General features: G+C 61.9%; 16 protein-coding genes. 12 read left to right on the top strand and 4 right to left on the bottom strand.

All coding sequences use genetic code 11. The features are described from left to right. Positions 1 to 79 precede the first annotated feature (79 nt). Both AC5WNI_RS08535 and AC5WNI_RS08530 read left to right on the top strand, forming a co-directional pair. Complete coding sequence (locus AC5WNI_RS08535; RefSeq protein WP_285460832.1) at positions 80 to 1,642, top strand: inactive transglutaminase family protein; 1,563 nt, start codon at positions 80 to 82, stop codon at positions 1,640 to 1,642. A gap of 1 nt (position 1,643) precedes the next feature. Beyond that, the gene (locus AC5WNI_RS08530) at positions 1,644 to 2,660 is read left to right on the top strand and encodes an alpha-L-glutamate ligase-like protein (protein ID WP_043334235.1); all 1,017 of its coding nucleotides are present in this window, start codon (positions 1,644 to 1,646) and stop codon (positions 2,658 to 2,660) included. 136 nt (positions 2,661 to 2,796) lie between these two features. Here AC5WNI_RS08530 and AC5WNI_RS08525 read toward each other — a convergent pair whose 3' ends face one another. Further along, positions 2,797 to 3,408, bottom strand: coding sequence for a DUF1826 domain-containing protein (locus tag AC5WNI_RS08525; RefSeq protein WP_495929130.1), 612 nt, complete (start codon positions 3,406 to 3,408; stop codon positions 2,797 to 2,799). A gap of 386 nt (positions 3,409 to 3,794) precedes the next feature. On the opposite strand from AC5WNI_RS08525, the gene AC5WNI_RS08520 reads away from it, so the two are divergent. From AC5WNI_RS08520 to AC5WNI_RS08480, 9 genes are all read left to right on the top strand, one after another. Next, positions 3,795 to 4,262 (top strand): Fur family transcriptional regulator, encoded by a 468-nt coding sequence (locus AC5WNI_RS08520; RefSeq protein ID WP_043334236.1) that lies wholly within the window; start codon positions 3,795 to 3,797, stop codon positions 4,260 to 4,262. A gap of 59 nt (positions 4,263 to 4,321) precedes the next feature. Continuing rightward, a complete protein-coding gene (locus AC5WNI_RS08515) occupies positions 4,322 to 5,659 on the top strand; it encodes a dihydroorotase (RefSeq protein WP_495929128.1) in 1,338 nt (445 codons plus the stop codon). Positions 5,660 to 5,735: 76 nt separating this feature from the next. Next, positions 5,736 to 6,926: a metal ABC transporter solute-binding protein, Zn/Mn family gene (locus AC5WNI_RS08510; RefSeq protein WP_485393136.1), complete on the top strand. Its 1,191-nt coding sequence runs from the start codon at positions 5,736 to 5,738 to the stop codon at positions 6,924 to 6,926. Positions 6,927 to 7,038: 112 nt separating this feature from the next. Beyond that, positions 7,039 to 7,869: a metal ABC transporter ATP-binding protein gene (locus AC5WNI_RS08505; RefSeq protein WP_082388762.1), complete on the top strand. Its 831-nt coding sequence runs from the start codon at positions 7,039 to 7,041 to the stop codon at positions 7,867 to 7,869. A 78-nt stretch (positions 7,870 to 7,947) separates the two neighbouring features. Further along, entirely contained in the window at positions 7,948 to 8,772 is an 825-nt protein-coding gene (locus tag AC5WNI_RS08500) for a metal ABC transporter permease (RefSeq protein ID WP_043334239.1), read from the top strand. A 95-nt stretch (positions 8,773 to 8,867) separates the two neighbouring features. Continuing rightward, entirely contained in the window at positions 8,868 to 9,314 is a 447-nt protein-coding gene (gene hisI / locus AC5WNI_RS08495) for a phosphoribosyl-AMP cyclohydrolase (RefSeq protein ID WP_495929126.1), read from the top strand. Beyond that, positions 9,301 to 9,633 carry a membrane protein insertion efficiency factor YidD gene (gene yidD, locus AC5WNI_RS08490; RefSeq protein ID WP_495929125.1) on the top strand — a complete coding sequence of 111 codons (333 nt, stop codon included), beginning with the start codon at positions 9,301 to 9,303 and terminating at the stop codon, positions 9,631 to 9,633. Before hisI ends, yidD begins: the two co-directional genes overlap by 14 nt. Positions 9,634 to 9,796: 163 nt before the next feature. Then, a complete protein-coding gene (locus AC5WNI_RS08485) occupies positions 9,797 to 10,198 on the top strand; it encodes an MbcA/ParS/Xre antitoxin family protein (RefSeq protein ID WP_176677103.1) in 402 nt (133 codons plus the stop codon). Continuing rightward, positions 10,195 to 10,929, top strand: coding sequence for an RES family NAD+ phosphorylase (locus AC5WNI_RS08480; protein ID WP_285460839.1), 735 nt, complete (start codon positions 10,195 to 10,197; stop codon positions 10,927 to 10,929). The genes AC5WNI_RS08485 and AC5WNI_RS08480 overlap by 4 nt, the downstream gene beginning before the upstream one ends. Positions 10,930 to 11,099: 170 nt before the next feature. Here AC5WNI_RS08480 and AC5WNI_RS08475 read toward each other — a convergent pair whose 3' ends face one another. Continuing rightward, complete coding sequence (locus AC5WNI_RS08475; protein WP_495929123.1) at positions 11,100 to 11,531, bottom strand: SufE family protein; 432 nt, start codon at positions 11,529 to 11,531, stop codon at positions 11,100 to 11,102. Positions 11,532 to 11,642: 111 nt separating this feature from the next. Then, on the bottom strand, positions 11,643 to 12,905 hold the full coding sequence (locus AC5WNI_RS08470) for a tyrosine-type recombinase/integrase (protein ID WP_495929121.1): 1,263 nt from the start codon (positions 12,903 to 12,905) through the stop codon (positions 11,643 to 11,645). A gap of 514 nt (positions 12,906 to 13,419) precedes the next feature. On the opposite strand from AC5WNI_RS08470, the gene AC5WNI_RS08465 reads away from it, so the two are divergent. Beyond that, positions 13,420 to 14,385, top strand: coding sequence for a DNA-binding protein (locus tag AC5WNI_RS08465; RefSeq protein ID WP_175088779.1), 966 nt, complete (start codon positions 13,420 to 13,422; stop codon positions 14,383 to 14,385). Positions 14,386 to 14,613: 228 nt separating this feature from the next. Here AC5WNI_RS08465 and AC5WNI_RS08460 read toward each other — a convergent pair whose 3' ends face one another. Further along, positions 14,614 to 16,020, bottom strand: coding sequence for a PhoH family protein (locus tag AC5WNI_RS08460; protein WP_175088778.1), 1,407 nt, complete (start codon positions 16,018 to 16,020; stop codon positions 14,614 to 14,616). Positions 16,021 to 16,039: the final 19 nt, after the last annotated feature.

The raw sequence follows: 16,039 nt of genomic DNA, 5'->3' as shown, positions 1-16,039 counted from the left end.
TCTGCCCGGCTTCGCTGCCTGACATGGCTCGGTGCGCCACCGAGCCATCATGACTGCTCAAGACATTTCAAGGACTCCCATGTCGCGTTTTGCTTTCTATCTTCTGGTCGGCCTGTTGATGCTGATCGGTGTAGGCCTGACCGCCTATCGCCATATTTCGTTCGATGTGCCCTGGGTGCCCGGTGCACAGCAGAAAGTGTGGGATATCGAAGCCCAGGTGGCCTTCACGGCCACTGGCGGCCCGGTCAAGGCGTCGCTGGCGCTGCCGGAAAACCAGAAAGGCTACAGCGTTCTGACCGAGAACACGGCGTCCTCGGGCTTCGGGCTATCCTATCTGGATGACCTGCCGGGCCGTCGTGCCGAATGGTCGATCCGTGAAGCGGCAGGCTCGCAGCTGCTGTATTACACCGTGACCATGCTGGAGTCCGACAATGCGACGCCTGCGGCCATCAAGCGTCTGCCGGCCCCTCAGGAAGTCTCCTGGGAGCGTCCCTATGATACCGCCGCAGCCCAGGTCATCGATCAGGCCCGTGAGCGCAGTGCCGATTCCTTCACCTTCGCCCGCGAGTTGATCAAGCAGTTCGACAATCAGCGTCAGGGCGAGAATGCGCGCCTGCTGCTGACCCAGTTCGAGCGTCCCGAGCTCATGCTGCGCCTGCTCAATGAGGCCGGTGTCAGTGCGCGTCTGGTCAGCGGCCTGAGCCTGGAAGACGGTCGTCGTCGCCAGACGGTCTCGTCCTGGCTGCAGGTCTTCGCCGAAACGCCGCAAGGCAACGAGGCGATGGAGGTCGATGCCGCCGCTGCTGAAGACATCAACACCGACTGGGTGCTGATCAACCCGGAAACCGGAAAGCAAGGTGAGCCGGACAATCTGCTGCTGTGGGAAGGTCGTGGCGCGCCGATGCTGGAAGTCGAAGGTGGCGTGAATTCCCGTGTCAGCTTCTCGATGATCCGTCACAACGAGCCGGCGGCCGTCGCGGTGCGCAATAAGCTGGCCAATGACGAGCTGCTCAACTTCTCGATCCACTCCTTGCCACTGGAAGAACAGGCGCTGTTCAAGACCATCCTGCTGATCCCGATCGGCGCGCTGGTCGTGGTGCTGCTGCGTGTACTGGTCGGCCTCAAGACCTCCGGTACCTTCATGCCGGTATTGATCGCCCTCGCCTTCATCCAGACAAGCCTGGTGACCGGCTTGATCGGCTTCCTGCTGATCGTCGCGACGGGCCTGGTGATCCGCAGCTACCTGTCGCGGCTCAATCTGCTGCTGGTGGCGAGGGTCTCGGTGGTGATCATCACGGTAATCGCGATCATCTCCATCTTCTCGGTGCTCGCCTATCGCTTCGGCCTGAACGCCGGCCTGACCATCACCTTCTTCCCGATGATCATCCTGTCGTGGACCGTCGAGCGCATGTCGATCCTGTGGGAAGAGGAAGGCCCCAAGGAAGTGCTCAAGCAAGGTGGTGGCAGCCTTCTGACCGCCGTACTGGCCTATCTGGCGATGAACAATCCGTGGGTGCGTCACCTGACCTTCAACTTCCTCGGTCTGCAACTGGTGCTGATGGCCTTCATCCTGCTGCTCGGCAACTACACCGGCTATCGCCTGCTGGAATTGCGCCGTTTCAAGCCGCTGACGGAGGATTGAGATGCTCTCGTCATGGCTGAATCGCTGGTCGCGCAACTGGACCACGCCGGGCGCCTTGCGCGCCCGGGGGGTTGTCGGCATGAATCGCCGCAACATCGGGTATATCTCGAAATACAACGACCGCCGCCTCTATCCGCTGGTCGATGACAAGCTGCAGACCAAGTTGCTGTGTCAGAAGTATGGCCTGGCCTCGCCGGAGATGATCGGCAAGGTCGCCAGCCAGTTCGAGGTCGAGCGCGTCGTCGACATGGTGCGCGATCACGCAGGTTTCGTGATCAAGCCGGCCAAGGGCTCAGGCGGCAAGGGGATCCTCGTCATCGAGCACCATGATGGCGAAGAGTATGTGAAGCCCAGCGGCGCGCGCATCACGCGTGCCGACATGGAGCGCCACGTCTCCAATATCCTGTCAGGGCTCTATTCGCTGGGTGGCTCACCGGATGTGGCACTGGTCGAAGGCTTGATTTCCTTTGATCAGGCCTTCGCCGAGTTCACCTATGAGGGTGTGCCGGACATTCGTGTCATCGTCTTCAAGGGCTATCCTGTGATGGCGATGATGCGCCTGTCGACGGCGGCCTCGGATGGCAAGGCCAATCTTCACCAGGGCGCGGTCGGTGTCGGGCTGGATATCGGCAGTGGCTGGGCGGTACGCGGTGTGCAGTACGATCGCCCGCAGTTCGCGCACCCCGATACCGGGCACGATATCTTCTCGCTCAAGGTACCGCAGTGGGACACCCTGCTCGAGCTGGCTGCCGGCTGTTACGAGATGACGGGGCTTGGGTATCTGGGCACCGACATGGTGCTGGATCGTCGCCATGGCCCGATGCTTCTGGAGCTCAACGCCCGTCCGGGGCTGGCCATCCAGATGGCCAATGGCGAGGGCCTGCGCAAGCGGCTCGAGCTGATCGAGCGTCAGCCCGACGGTGTGCCGGTCGCCGAGCGTGTCGCCTTTGCGCGCAAGCATTTCTCGCGCAGCAAGGAAGACGTCGCCAATGTCGGCATGGCGCCCATCGCCGATTGATCCCGGTTCCACCAGGTTGCCGATCGACTCGTCTGCTGGCCGATGGTTTGGTTGATCGAGCGTTCCAGCGTCTGGAAAGACAGAAACACCCCGCCAAGGCGGGGTGTTTCTGTTTGCTGTCTCACCGAGCCTCAGCTTAGCCGGGGTCCATGCTCAACATCAGGCGGCTACCATTGGGCACCACAGGCGAGCGATGGATCAGCCCTCGCCCTTCGTTGCCCGGCCAGCACTCTCCCTTGAGCAACGCCAGGCTGCCCGGGCGCAGCTCATGTATCTCGCCGGGGGCCAGGCAGATGTCCTGATGTCCTGGTTGGCCATGGCCCAGTGCCATTCTGTCGGCGGCATGTTCCGGCAGCCACTGGGTGCCCGGGCCATCGTAGGTCGTCACCAATCTGACGGGGATGCGGTCGACATGAAAGCGCGGGCACATGGCGCTCTGGGTCATCTCCAGTCGCATGCCGATATCCTTGACCTGGAAGAGCTCGCCCATGGCCTCACCCAGCACACGGATATCCTCTATCAGTGTAGCCCCGGCATCCGGTGCGGGAAGGTAGCGCTCCAGCGCCTCACGCAGGTCACTGATAGGGCCGCGCCAGCGCATGCGCAGCGGGTAGGCACCCGAGGACTGGGCCTTCACCGCCATTTTCAATGCCGCATCGATGCGGCGCTGCATCACGGCCAGACTGATATGGGGTTCGAAGATCGCCCCCAGGTCACGTGCCTCGTGCCCGATATGCCAATGAGTCACAGGCCTTTGCGCCGACGCGAGAGTCGAAGGTGACGAACTGGCCGCCGGGGGTGGCACGGGCCGTGTGTGAAGGGGTGAGTGCAGCGCCTCGAACTGGGCCATGTAATACTCCTGTCAGGGATGGTCGGTGGTCTATCATCGCGACCAGAAAGCCATTATTGTTATGTTATATCATATTTTTTTGTTGTCCGCGACTTCATGTCGGCTCCCGCGCCGTGCGTTGCCTTTGAGTGACTCACGCAGCCCCGATGCCTTTGCCGGTGGCCCGTCATGGTCCAATTGCCCTAGAATAAGCATCTGGTCATTCAGGCTGCGCGCTGACGCCCTTGCCCTCATCGCGCTCGACGCCTTTTGACATCCGGGATTCACGACACTCAGGATTCTTCATGCCAGAGCCACTTTCGCTGATCGACCAGGCCGAGCGTCAATGCCTGGCGCGCGGTGTGCGATTTACGCCGATCCGGCGACGTGTACTGGAAATGATCGCGACCAGTCATGGCGCACTCAAGGCGTATGACCTGCTGGATCAGCTCGCCAAGGAACATGGCGCTGCCCGCCCTCCCACGATCTATCGTGCGCTGGACTTCCTGCTCGAACAGGGCCTCGTCCATCGCATCGAATCACTCAATGCCTACCTTGCCTGCCACTGCCCGGAACATCAGCACGGCTTTCAGCTGTTGATCTGCCGCGGCTGCGGTCGTGTCGAGGAAATGCATGATGACGATCTCGGCACCCGGCTAGTCGCCAGCGCCGATCGCCATGGTTTCTCGATCGAACGCCAGACCATCGAACTCGAGGGGCGTTGCCAGGATTGCACCTCTCAAGCAGCTGCCATGGCAGAAAACGCTCAGTGAACGGCGCTTGCGAGCGCTTTTGATACGATATAACATTTGCTTCCCACGGAGGACGTCACATGCTGGACATCCGCATCTCACAGGCGCAAGTCGTCAATGAAGGCACCATTTCCACTCAGGATGTGGCCATCAAGGACGGGCGTATTCATGCCATCGGCAGCGACCTGTCTCACCTCGATGCACGTGAAGTGATAGATGCCGCTGGCCGCCATCTGCTGCCGGGCATGATCGATGATCAGGTGCACTTCCGTGAGCCGGGCCTGACCGCCAAGGGCAACATCGCCACCGAGTCTGCTGCTGCCGTGGCCGGGGGGATCACCACCTTCTTCGACATGCCCAACGTCAAGCCGGCGACCCTGGACAGCGATGCACTGGAAGCCAAGTTTGCCGTGGCGGCCGGTCGTGCCCATGCCAACCACGCCTTCTATCTGGGTGCCAGCAACGACAACCTGGAAGCGATCAAGACGCTGGATCCGAACCAGACCTGCGGCATCAAGATCTTCATGGGCGCCTCTACCGGCAACATGCTGGTCGATGATCCGGAGATTCTCGAAGGCATCTTCAAGCATGCCCCGACGCCCATCGTCACGCATTGCGAAGACACGCCGATGATTCTCGAGAACGAGGCGCGCTGGCGTGAGCGTTTCGGGGAAGACGTGCCCTTCTCCGAACACGGCCTGATCCGCTCGCGCGAAGCCTGCATCAAGAGCTCGCGTCTGGCGATCGACCTGGCGACCCGCAACGGTACCCAGCTGCATGTCCTGCACCTGACCACCGCCGAGGAAATGGCGCTGTTCAAGGCCGGCCCGATGAAGGGCAAGCAGATCACCGCCGAAGTCTGCGCGCACCACCTGTGGTTCAGCGACGCCGATTACGACACCCGTGGCAGCCTGATCAAGTGCAACCCGGCAGTGAAGACCGCTGAAGACCGCGCCGCCCTGCGCGCTGCCGTGATGGATGGCCGTATCGATATCATCGCCACCGATCACGCACCGCATACCTGGGAAGAGAAGCAGAACCCGTACTTCAAGGCGCCTTCCGGCCTGCCGCTGGTGCAGCATGCCCTGCTGTCACTGCTCGACCAGGTTCAGGACGGCATCTACGACCTGGCGACCCTGGTGCAGAAGACCAGCCACAACGTGGCGGATCGCTTCTCCATCGTCGATCGCGGCTACATCCGTGAAGGGGCCTTCGCTGACCTGGTGCTGGTCGACCTCAATGGCGAGACCAGCGTCACGCGTGACAACGTGCTCTACAAGTGTGGCTGGAGCCCCTTCGATGGCGTGACCTTCAAGGCACGTATCGATGCGACCTTCGTCAACGGCGTGAAAGCCTATGACGGCAAGACCGTCAATCCGGTGGCCAACGGCCAGCGACTCTCGTTCAACCGCGGCTGATGGCGGTCCTGGCGTGCCGGTTCTCGGCACGTCCTGCCCGCATCATGCCGTGATCACTAGCAAAGGAAGTGGTGTCATGAGTATGCATGCGGGCTCTCCCCTGGCGTCTCGCCAAGTGTTGTGTGAAAAGCTGCTGTCCCGGGTCCAGCGCACGCTGGGTCCGCGGGCTGCGCGTGCCCTGCCGCTGAGTGTGCTGGGCGCGCTTGCCGCGTTCGCGACGCCTGCCGCCCACGCCCAGGACAGCGCCCCTCTGCATGTCGCCGTCAGCGTGCCGCCCATGGCGTGGATGGTCGATCAGCTGGCCGGTGAGCATGTCGAGATCACCACGCTGGTCAAGCCGGGCGACAGCCCGCACGCCTACGATCCGACCCCGCGCCAAGTGGCCGAGCTGTCGACGGTTCCGCTCTATCTCGCCATCGGTGTGCCCTTCGAGCAGGTGTGGTTGCCGCGCCTGGTGAAGAACAACGCCGAGATGCAGGTCGTGCATCTGGAAGAGGGGCTCAACACCCGCCACTTCGGCAGTGGTGAGACCCATGACCACGGTCATGATGAAGCGCATGCTCATGAGCAGGACGCGCATCACGACGGTGATCACGACGATCATGATGAGCACGACGAGCATCATGACGAGCATGCTGATCATGAGGCCCACGAAGAGCATCACGGCGAGCACGAAGGTCACGAAGAACATCACGCCGAGCACCACGATGAGCACGCTGATCATCAAGAGCATGGTGCCCAGCATGACGAGGATGAGGACCTCGGCGAAGCCGACCCCCACCTCTGGCTGGACCCGCAGCGCATGCAGACCGTCGTCGAGCGTGCCGCCGAGGTGCTCGAGGCACGCCTACCGCAGCATGCCAGCGAGATCGATGCCAATGAGCAGCGTCTGCTCAAGACCCTGAGCGAGCTGGATGCGCAGATCGCTCAGGCGCTGGCGCCCTACAAGGGCCGCAATTTCCTGATCTTCCATCCCAGCTTCGGCTACTTCGCGGACCGCTACTCGCTCGAGCAGCATGCCATTGAAGTCAGTGGCCGTGAGCCCACGCCACGCGAGATGGCCACGCTGATCACGCGTGCCAAGGATGAGAACATCGGCACCATCTTCGTCTCGGGGCAGTTCTCCCAGACGGCGGCCAAGCGGATCGCCAGCTCGCTGGAGGCCGAAGTGGCCGTACTGGACCCGCTGGCAGAGGACTATCTCGACAACCTGAAGCACGCCACCGAAGCGCTGAAGGCGGGTTTCGAGTTGACTGACAGCCAGTAATTGCCGGCCGGGTATTGCGCATATCGTCTGATCTTGCACAATGCCCTGCCCCATCGAAAAGTCAGACGGGCGCTCATGCGCCCGTCTGCGTTGCAACGAGGTACCTTACGTCATGGTCAGCCCCATCTCCGTCGCGCGCCCGCGCACGGACAGCCATCCGGAGGCGTCAGCCACCGGGCGCAGTGTCGGACCGGTCTTTCGCCCGGTGCCGGCAGATGCACCGGATGCCATTGATATTCGCGGCGTGACCTTCCGGTATGGCGAGCAGGTCATTCTCGACGATGTCGACTTTCAGGTCGGCGCGCGCGAGATAGTGGGACTGATCGGGCCCAACGGTGGCGGCAAGAGCACGTTGCTCAAACTGATACTCGGTCTTCACAAGCCAGCGGCTGGCTGTGTCCGGGTGCTGGGGCGCACGCCCAAGGCTGCCGCGCGCCATATCGGCTATGTGCCGCAGTTTGCCAACTTCGTGAAGCGCTTCCCCATCCGCGTGGAAGATGTCGTGCTGATGGGACGTCAGGGGCGTCGTCGTCAGTGGGGTCCCTGGCCGCGCGCGGACCGTGAGGCGATCGGTGCGGTGCTGGAGGAAGTCGGCATCAGTCATCTGCGTCGTCGGCATATCGATGCCCTCTCCGGCGGTCAGCTGCAGCGTGTGCTGATCGCTCGCGCCCTGGCGGCCGAGCCTCAGTTGCTGCTGCTGGATGAGCCCACCGCGAGTGTCGACAGCGACGGCGAGCGCTCCCTCTTCGAGCTGTTCAATCGCCTGGCCAACCGCATGAGCGTGGTGGTGATCAGTCACGATCTCGGTTTCATCAGCGATTACGTCGATCGGGTCGCCTGCCTCAACCGCAAGATGATCGTCCATGACACCGAGACGCTCACCGCTGAATCGATCGAGCGGCTCTATGGTGAAAACGTCCAGATGATCCATCACCATCACTGATGTCGCGGCCGGTGACTGTCCGTCTGGCCTGTTTCACTTCCTTCACGTCGCCCGCTCTGCGCTCTAGGCTTACATTACATGAATTTCATCACCGCCCTGGGCAGCCAGGATTTTCTCCAGAACGCCCTCTTCGCCGGCCTGCTGGCCAGTCTTGCGGCCGGTCTGGTCGGCCCCTATGTCGTGGTACGCCGCATCGGTTATCTGGCCGGGGGTATCGCCCATACCGTGCTTGCCGGCATGGGGATCGCCTACTTCATGGGCGCAAGCCCGCTGGTCGGCGCCTTCATCAGTGCCATTCTCGCCGCCCTGCTGATCGGTTATATCAGCCTCAAGGGCTTTGATCAGGAAGACACCGTCATCGGCGCGCTGTGGGCCATCGGCATGGCCACCGGCATCCTGTTCATCAGTCAGACCCCGGGTTACAAGGTCGACCTGATGAGCTATCTGTTCGGCAATCTGTTGCTGGTGCCCGCGGATGCCATCGGCACCCTCGCCTGGATGGTGGGAGGCCTGGCACTGGTGTTGCTGCTGGTGCATCGCCCGCTGACCGCGGTGATCTTCGATGAAGAGTTCGCGCGTCTGCGGGGCGTGCCGGTCAAGACGCTCTACCTGCTGCTGCTGGTGATGGTGGCGATCACCGTCGTGCTGCTGTTGCAGGCGGTGGGCTTGATCATGGTGCTGGCCTTGCTGTCCCTGCCTGCCGCGCTTGCCGGTCATCATGCGCGCTCACTGGGCATGATGATCGTGATCGCGAGCCTGGCGGCCATGGCCTTCACCACCGGCGGCCTGGCGCTCTCCTGGCAGTTCGACCTGCCGGCCGGCGCGACCATCGTGCTGGTGGCCGGTGTCGCCTACCTGCTGTCGCTCATCTGGCGCAGCGCCCGTGGCGGACTGCGTCGCTGATTCGCGGCTTGTGACACTGATACTGCGTGAGTCCCGGCCAGCGTGACATGACACTGCCGGGGCTTCGATATGGACTCTGCAAGGAAACACCCTCAATGGCTCAGGATGGACTGCTCAAGTCGCTGGAGAATGCCGACGTCGGCGAGAAGGTCGCGCTGGAGACGCTGATCGCCGCATTGCCCTGGAATGGCGACGGTCTGATTCCCGCCATCGCGCAACAGCACGACAGCGGCGAGATACTGATGATGGCGTGGATGAACGCCGAAGCCCTGCGCGAAACGCTCTCCACCGGTCGCGTGTGCTACTTCTCTCGCTCGCGCAGCAAGCTGTGGCGCAAGGGCGAGAGCTCGGGCCAACAGCAGATGCTGGTCAGTACGCATCTGGACTGCGATGGCGACACCCTGCTGGTCAAGGTCGATCAGACAGGCCCTGCCTGCCATACCGGCCGCAAGAGCTGCTTCTACTGGCGCCTGGATGCTGAAGGAGCCGAGATTACCGATGCACCGATCATTGACCCGAACACCCTGTATGGCAGCGCCTGAACGTCGCCACTTCCTCAGGCGCGGCGTGACGTCGGTCATGACGCGCCTGCTGACCGGCTTGCTGCGCGGCTATCAGCTGGTGCTCAGCCCGCTGCTGGGGCCGCGCTGTCGCTTCTATCCTTCCTGCTCCAGTTACGGACTGGAGGCCATCAAGGTGCATGGGCCCCTCAAGGGGTGCTGGCTCACGGCCAGGCGTCTGTCACGCTGCCACCCGCTGGGTGGGCCGGGCGGCGTGGACCCCGTACCACCGCGCAAGGATCGCCCGTCATCTGCCAGCTGCTGTGACAAGCATGATCAGGATGACGCGCCCAGGTCTTGAGGGTGTATACCTTGTGAGTGACCGGGGTGAGTGACTGGGCCGCGTATTCTGCGGGGCGGGTGAGACTTGCGGATGGCTGTGCGCATGTGAAGTGTTTTTATGTTATTATTCACATGTGTATGGCGTCAGCTGTGACGTCATCGTCAGTCAGCAGGAGAATGTCATGTCCACCGCAGCCGCCCTCGATCGTGTGTCCCCTACCAGCCCCGGTGCGGGCCGCGTTGCCCTCAAGTCCTTCTTCAACATCATGGAGAAGTGGCAGTGCAGCGCGGCGGATCAGCGCGTGCTGCTGGGGGGCATCGGCACCACCACCTACCACAAGTACCGCAAGCTGCCGGAAGTGCGCCTGCCCAACGACACCCTGGAGCGTATCTCCTACGTGATGGGGATCCACAAGGCCCTGCGCATCCTGTTCAGCAATACGCCCGAGATGGCCCATGAATGGGTGCGTCGCCCCAATCGTGCGGCGCCCTTCAATGGCCAGAGTGCGCTGGACTACATGCTGGCCGGGCAAGTGGTCTCGCTGGCCGACACTCGTCGTTATCTCGACGGAGTGCGTGGATGAGCGAATGGACGATCGAAGGCAAGCATGCCGATGACTCTGCTCTGCCCGCCTTGACGCTGCCGGACTGGCAGAACGCCTGGCGCGTGATCTCCAGCGCCTTCCCGCCCATTTCGGTATTCGAGGACATTCTCGAGCCTGATGAGCTGGAGATGGCGTTTGCCATCGAGGCGCTGACCAATGATCGTCTGCGCGAAGAAGCCGGCGAGCTGAGTCGCGTCGCGCCGCAAGACCGCATCAGCGGGCCGGGTTCCACGCCGGTGATGGCGGCCTTCACGCACATCGGGCGTGCCTCGCGCTTCACTGATGGCAGTTTCGGGGTCTATTATTGCGCCAGTACGCTGGATACCGCGATCAGTGAGACCCGCTTCCACATGGCGCGCTTTCTGGCAGATACCGCGCAGCCCAGTCAGGAAATGACCATGCGCAGTTACGTCAATCGCGTGACACAGCCACTGCATGACATTCGCGAGGGCCATGACGCTCTCTGTCAGCCAGATATGGCCAGCTACCCCGCTGGCCAGGCCTTTGCCGCCAGGTTGAGAGAAGCTGGCAGCTTTGGTCTGCTCTACCCCAGCGTGCGCCACGCTCAGGTGGATGCAAGTGCCGAGTGCGCTGCCATCCTGCGCCCGCCGGCGGTCAGCATCCCCATTCAGGGGCCGCACCTGCGCTACGTCTGGGATGGTCAGCATCAGGCCATGACGCATGTACTGGAGGTGCGCGAGCATCGCTGAGAGCACGAAGACGCCCTGCTGAACCGCCTGACAATACCCTAAGAAGTTCTTGAGAAAGAACCCAAAAAAGACGCCCGCCATTCCGCTCGAAATCTCGAGGCTGGAATGGCGGGCGTCTTGCGTTACTCGTGTCGGCCTGGTCCTGAAGTATCGGGCCTGGGCCTCAGGCCTCAGGCGTTGGCGTGAAGCTCGGCCACACCGTAGATGCGCTTGAGCATCGCATGCAGGCCGTTGGAGCGCGTCGGCGACAGGTGCTTGTCGAGGCCGAGCTCATTGAGGAAGGTCGGCTGGGTGGCGACGATTTCCTGCGGGGTCCGGTCGTTGTAGATGCGCAACACGACGGCGATCAGGCCTGCCACGATGGCGGCGTCCGAGGTCGCCTGGAAATGCAGGCGCTGCTCGCTGCCTTCGCCACGCACTTCAGGGTGAATCCAGACGTTGGACTGGCAGCCGTCGATCTTGGTCTCAGGGCCTTTCAATTCCTCCGGATACTCCGGCAGCGCCTTGCCCATATCGATGATGTACTGATAGCGGTCCATCCAGTTGTCGAAGAAGCTGAATTCCTCGACCAGTTCCGCCTGCGCTTGTTGCGCGTCGCTCATGCTGACTCCCGATGATGTCACTGCAAAGTGTCTGAAGATACGCTGTCGCCATGATAACGCCTGATCTCGCCGGACGCACGACGCCTCGGGCCTGAGCGTGTGTGACAGCGCTCATGGGTCGTATTCTGGTACCTCAGGCGGATGGCCTGGCCTCGCCAGCGAATGTCTGGCCATCTGTTGCTGCCACTCGCTGTCCTCGGGGTGCAGATAGCGCGATGTCGTATCCAGTCGCGAGTGTCTGGCGGAGCGCGACAGAAAGCGCAGTTCCACCCCGGCCTGGGCCTGATGAGTGATCGCGGTGTGTCGTAGCCAGTGAGGGCTTGCCTGATCGAGGGTGCGCGCCATCAGCTCACTGGCATCGCCGGGGCTCTGGGTTCGCTGGCGCATGTCTTGGGCAGCCTGGGTAAAAGTCTGCTTGATCAAGCGGTAGAGCTGATTGTCGCCGAGCGGCGTCGTGCCATCCAGGCGTACCAGCAGCGACAGCGACTCATCGGCGGGCAGTGCCTGCGGCAGATCACTGAGCCCGCGCAGGCGTCGCCAGCGAACCAGCGCTTCGAGCATCGGCGGCGGCAGCGGGATCTCGGCCAGCTTGGCGCCCTTGCCGACCACCCGCCACCACCACTGGCCTTCCCGCTTGACGATATCGCCCATCCTTGCGGCGGCCATTTCCGCGATGCGTGGCGCCATCAGATAGGCGAATGCGAACAGAAAGCGCTGGCGCTCGGCCATGAAGCGCTCGCGGGACACCTCGTCCTCAGGTGAAGCACCGATCGGTGTCAGCTCATCGCAATGCGCTTCGATACGCCCCCACAACCAGTCCCATAGCGGTCGCTCGAGATACCGTTCGATACGCAGCGTGCGGTTGTCCATGCGGCGCTTGTCGCGCATCAGACGAAAGGGATTGCGTGACAGGTAGCCGGCCTCGATCAGCCAGGCATACATGCCCTGCAGGATCACCAGGCTCTGACGGCGGCTGGCAGGGGCCAGCGGGCCACGAAAGGGGCGCCACTGCGGGTGCTTGCGGGCACGCACGCTGCCGATCCAGACCTCTGCTGGCTGAGGGTCGGCCAGAAACGCCTCGAAGTGCTCGAGTCGTTCGCGATCCAGACTGGCCAGGGCGGCTTCTCTGCCCTGCTCTCCCTCAGCCTTGAGCCATAGCAGCAGGCGCTCCGCCTCCTTGCGATAGGCACGCAGCGTCTGAGCACTGTGACGATACTCGTTGAGCCAGGCGGCCACAGCCTCGACATCGGTGCGGGCGCGAATCAGTGAGCGATCATCAGTGGTCGTCAGCTGGGCATGCTGCTGCACTCTGGATAGCTCGCCCTCGAGATGCCCGACCAGCGCCGTGATGCCGTCATGCGTGCTTTCTTCCACCGATCAACTCCCCTTGCAGCATCTTGGCTGTATATCGCCCGTCTGGCGCGTCATGTCAGGCGTGCGCCGCTCCTGTGGCGCCCCTGCCCTTCTCTTGTCTGCCCCTTCCTGCTCTGTACTTCCCTGTTCTGACCAGGCTTGCCCTGTCCTCGGGGCTGATTGTGACGTTATGGTCATCATAATTCAAGATAAGGCGCGTAATCATGAATTTATTAATCTGCTCGTATCGTAAATTACGTATTACGTAATATGTAATTATCTTTATCTTGTCAGAAAACATCGTTAAGATGGGCGCCAAGCTGATGATAGGCCGACGGCAGAAGAAGGCGAGCGTCATCCATGGTGACGCTCTTTCAGATGACGTGGCCCATCCGCTGCCTTTACGTTATGAGAGTGCGTGCTGGAGAGTGGTAGTTGGCCGCGCTTCGTGGCGTAATGGCGGTCAAGCAGCAACGACTGACGACGTATCAATGACAGACTACGTATCAATGACGGACTACGGACGGAGATTCCCATGGCGCGCACTGGCGTCCAGTACGAGGATGTACAACGAGCCATCGAGTCACTGATGGCGCGGGGCGAGGCCCCGAGCGTGCAGAAGATTCGTGAAGTGCTGGGGACCGGCAGCTTCACCACCATCAGCGATCATCTGCGTGACTGGCGCCAGCGACGCGCCGAGAAGCGTGATGAGCCGCTGAGCCAGGCCATGCCCGACAGTCTCACCGAGACCCTGGCCACGGTCTGGAAAGAGGCGCAGTCACTGGCCAATGAAAGTCTGGTGCACTATCGCCAGGAAGCGGACAAGCAGACCGTCGAGGCGCGTGAAGCCGAAGCGCAGGCACAGCGCCGCGCGGAAGATGCCGAACAGCGTCTCAGCGCCCTGTCCGAGCAATTGGTCCAGGTGCAGGCGCGACTTGAAGAGCGCGTGCAGGCCTTGGCGACATTGACCAATGAGCAGGAACATTGGCAGCAGCTGCAGGACAAGCTCGAAAAGCGTCTGACCCTGGCCCAGGAAGACATCGCGGCCATGGAGCGCACGCGCGAAGTGGACCATGAGCGTCATCAACAGGCTATTCAGGCGCAGGAAAGCGAGTGGAAGGAACGCCTCGCGCAGGAAGAGGCGCGTCATGAATCCAGTGAAACGCGCCTGATGAAGATGCTGGATGATGCACGGCTCGAGAAGAGTGAGCTCGACAAGCAGCATCGACGTCGTCAAGAGCAGCTCGAGAAGCGCGTCGAGCGTCTCGATGCCCAGGCGGCCGAGCAACGCAAGCAGCTACAGGAAGAAGAGCGTCGCCGCTTTGAAGAGACAAAGGCTCGCCAGCAGCGCGAGACGGAGCTCAAGGACATGCGTGCGCAGCTGGAGCACTCCTCGGCGGAATACTCACGCCTGGAGGCCCAGCTCGGACAGCTGACACATGAGAACAAGCTGCTCAAGGAACGCCTGGCCTTTGCGCCCTTGCCGCCCTTCGTATGCTGAAAGCCTTGCGAGTGATTGCCACGCATTTGCGGCGTGATCTCCGTGACTGACATGACGCAATGCACACGAAAACGCCGCCCATCAGGGCGGCGTTTTCTGTCAGTGCTGTCGTGGTCTCATTCTCGTGATACCACTTCTTGATGCCGAGCTTGTGATGCCAGAGCCGCCAGTGTCGTGATGACGACGCCATCGTGTGGCTATCAGGTTGTCGAAAGTGTGATGAACCACTTACAGCAGCTCTTCCGCGACCAGTGCCAGACGTGAGCGCTCGACGCACTTGAGTGTCACGTGACTGGCATGCGGCCACGAGCTGAAGCGCTGCACTGCCACCGCAAGGCCACAGGTATTGGCAGTCAGGTAGGGAGTGTCTATCTGGCCCACATTGCCCAGCAGAACCACCTTGGTGTTGGCGCCCGCCCGTGTCAGCAGGCCCTTGAGCTGCTTGGGTGTCAGGTTCTGGGCTTCATCGATGATCAGGAAGGTGTCGCTCAACGTGCGGCCGCGCATGAAGGACGGTGAGCGGATCTGGACACGATTGCCGATCCAGGCGCGCGTGGCCTCCTCGTTCCAGGCGCTGGTGCCTTCTCCTTCCTTGCGCAACAGGTTATCCATGTTGTCGTGGAAAGCCCCCATCCACGGTGACATCTTCTCTTCTTCGGTACCGGGCAGAAAGCCGATCTCTTCGCCCATCGCGATCGGCGCGCGGGTGAAGATGATGCGCTCGAAACGCTTCTTCTCCAGCGTCTGCTCGAATGCGGCAGCCAGCGTCATGTAGGTCTTGCCTGTGCCTGCACTGCCCGCGATCGACACCATGTCGACGCTGTCGTCCATCAGCAGATTGAGGGCGAAGTTCTGGCGACTGTCATGGGCATTCACCCCCCAGGCGCTGCGCTCGTTGCGATAGTTCTGCAGCACTTCCAGGCGTGCATAGTCGTGCTCCAGCTCGCGCACGATGGCCTCGAAGCTGGCGCCATCATCTCCATCGCAATCCGCGATCAGCATGCCCGGGTACCAGTCCTTGGGCATCTGACCTGACAGCTCATAGAAGGTGCGATGATGCTCGCGCGTGACGGTGACATCGACCTGCATGTCATCCCAGACGCCCTGGCCGTCGTGGCCGGCCTCATGGAAGAGCTTGACGCCCTCGATCATGGCGTCGCTGTCGGTGAAGGCGCGATCCGTCAGATAGTCTTCCACCGCCATGCCCAGGGCGGCGGCCTTGATGCGCAGGTTGATGTCCTTGGTCACCAGGATGACCGAGGCGTCCTGACAGCGTGCAGACAGGCTTCGAGTCTCGGCGAGTATGCGATTGTCGGCACAGACGTCGCTCTGATCGACATGGCCGGAGAGGAAATGAAGGTTGCCCGCGCCATTCATGGAAGGCGGGAGCGGAATTCCACGCAGGATTTCCTGCGGTGTGACATCCGCGGTGAGATCGGACAGCGTACGGCTGATCTGGCGGGCGGTATGGGCAATCTCCTTGTTGCCATTCTTGTGCTTGTCCAGCTCCTCCAGCACTGTCATCGGAATGACGACATCATGCTCGTCAAACTGGAACAGGGCTGAGGGGTCGTGGATCAGCACGTTGGTATCGAGGACGTACAGACGACGGGACTGCTTCTCGACTCTTACCATTGGCGACATGCCTTCCGTT

It is taken from the genome of Cobetia sp. PDI-12MA (genome assembly GCF_059507695.1).
Note: the sequence above shows the minus strand (reverse complement) of the source record. Positions and strands in the feature narration are given on the sequence as shown.

Bases quoted from the DNA above. Each gene is read 5' to 3' on its own strand.
- AC5WNI_RS08535 (WP_285460832.1), top strand. From the start codon at position 80: ATGTCGCGTTTTGCTTTCTATCTTCTGGTCGGCCTGTTGATGCTGATC.
- AC5WNI_RS08520 (WP_043334236.1), top strand. From the start codon at position 3,795: ATGCCAGAGCCACTTTCGCTGATCGACCAGGCCGAGCGTCAATGCCTG.
- AC5WNI_RS08460 (WP_175088778.1), bottom strand. From the start codon at position 16,020: ATGGTAAGAGTCGAGAAGCAGTCCCGTCGTCTGTACGTCCTCGATACC.
- AC5WNI_RS08480 (WP_285460839.1), top strand. From the start codon at position 10,195: ATGAGCGAATGGACGATCGAAGGCAAGCATGCCGATGACTCTGCTCTG.
- AC5WNI_RS08475 (WP_495929123.1), bottom strand. From the start codon at position 11,531: ATGAGCGACGCGCAACAAGCGCAGGCGGAACTGGTCGAGGAATTCAGC.
- AC5WNI_RS08500 (WP_043334239.1), top strand. From the start codon at position 7,948: ATGAATTTCATCACCGCCCTGGGCAGCCAGGATTTTCTCCAGAACGCC.
- AC5WNI_RS08485 (WP_176677103.1), top strand. From the start codon at position 9,797: ATGTCCACCGCAGCCGCCCTCGATCGTGTGTCCCCTACCAGCCCCGGT.
- hisI (WP_495929126.1), top strand. From the start codon at position 8,868: ATGGCTCAGGATGGACTGCTCAAGTCGCTGGAGAATGCCGACGTCGGC.
- AC5WNI_RS08530 (WP_043334235.1), top strand. From the start codon at position 1,644: ATGCTCTCGTCATGGCTGAATCGCTGGTCGCGCAACTGGACCACGCCG.
- yidD (WP_495929125.1), top strand. From the start codon at position 9,301: ATGGCAGCGCCTGAACGTCGCCACTTCCTCAGGCGCGGCGTGACGTCG.
- AC5WNI_RS08510 (WP_485393136.1), top strand. From the start codon at position 5,736: ATGAGTATGCATGCGGGCTCTCCCCTGGCGTCTCGCCAAGTGTTGTGT.
- AC5WNI_RS08515 (WP_495929128.1), top strand. From the start codon at position 4,322: ATGCTGGACATCCGCATCTCACAGGCGCAAGTCGTCAATGAAGGCACC.
- AC5WNI_RS08505 (WP_082388762.1), top strand. From the start codon at position 7,039: ATGGTCAGCCCCATCTCCGTCGCGCGCCCGCGCACGGACAGCCATCCG.
- AC5WNI_RS08465 (WP_175088779.1), top strand. From the start codon at position 13,420: ATGGCGCGCACTGGCGTCCAGTACGAGGATGTACAACGAGCCATCGAG.